Raw genomic sequence first — 689 nt, forward strand, 5'->3', positions numbered from 1 at the left:
TTTGTTCCACTAATAAATTCCGGAGCATCGTTGTTACCAGTAATAGTCACAACCACCTCATGAGTCGTGCCATCTGCAGATGTTACTGTCATGGTGCGGATCACCGGATCGCTATCGGCGTCTAACGCTTGCACGTCTGGGTGACTGTTGTTCAGCTCATACGTCCAGTTACCATCGGCATCGATAGAGAACGTACCCCAGTTGCCATCTTGAACGTCGGTTTGAGGTTGGAAGACCGCTTCACCTGCATCAGGGTCGTCCAAGTTTAGGTTACCACCAGTAGTCAGCGTTACGTCTTCTTGCACCGCGCCCGCGTCATCACCCGGTTGATCTGGTGTGATGATCGCTTTGTCGTCTGAGCCAGTAATAGTGACTACAACGTCATGAGTAGTACCGTCCGCCGACGTCACTGTCATGGTGCGGATCACCGGATCGCTATCCGCATCTAACGCTTGCACGTCTGGGTGACTGTTGTTCAGCTCATACGTCCAGTTACCACCTGCATCGATAGAGAACGTACCCCAGTTGCCATCTTGAACGTCGGTTTGAGGTTGGAAGACCGCCTCACCTGCATCAGGGTCATCCACGTTTAAGTTGCCGCCAGTGGTCAGCGTTACGTCTTCTTGCACTGCGCCCGCGTCATCACCCGGTTGGTCTGGTGTGATGATCGCTTTGTCATCTGAGCCCGT

1 protein-coding gene is annotated in these 689 nt (G+C 53.1%); it reads right to left on the minus strand.

Annotated elements, in window-relative coordinates; all coding sequences use genetic code 11:
* Nucleotides 1-689, minus strand: a 689-nt coding sequence (locus tag ACTS60_RS00040) for a VCBS domain-containing protein (RefSeq protein WP_440886709.1), incomplete at both ends; no start/stop codon positions are given.

The sequence above is a fragment of the Vibrio sp. WZ-1 genome (genome assembly GCF_052037695.1).
GTDB lineage: Bacteria > Pseudomonadota > Gammaproteobacteria > Enterobacterales > Vibrionaceae > Vibrio.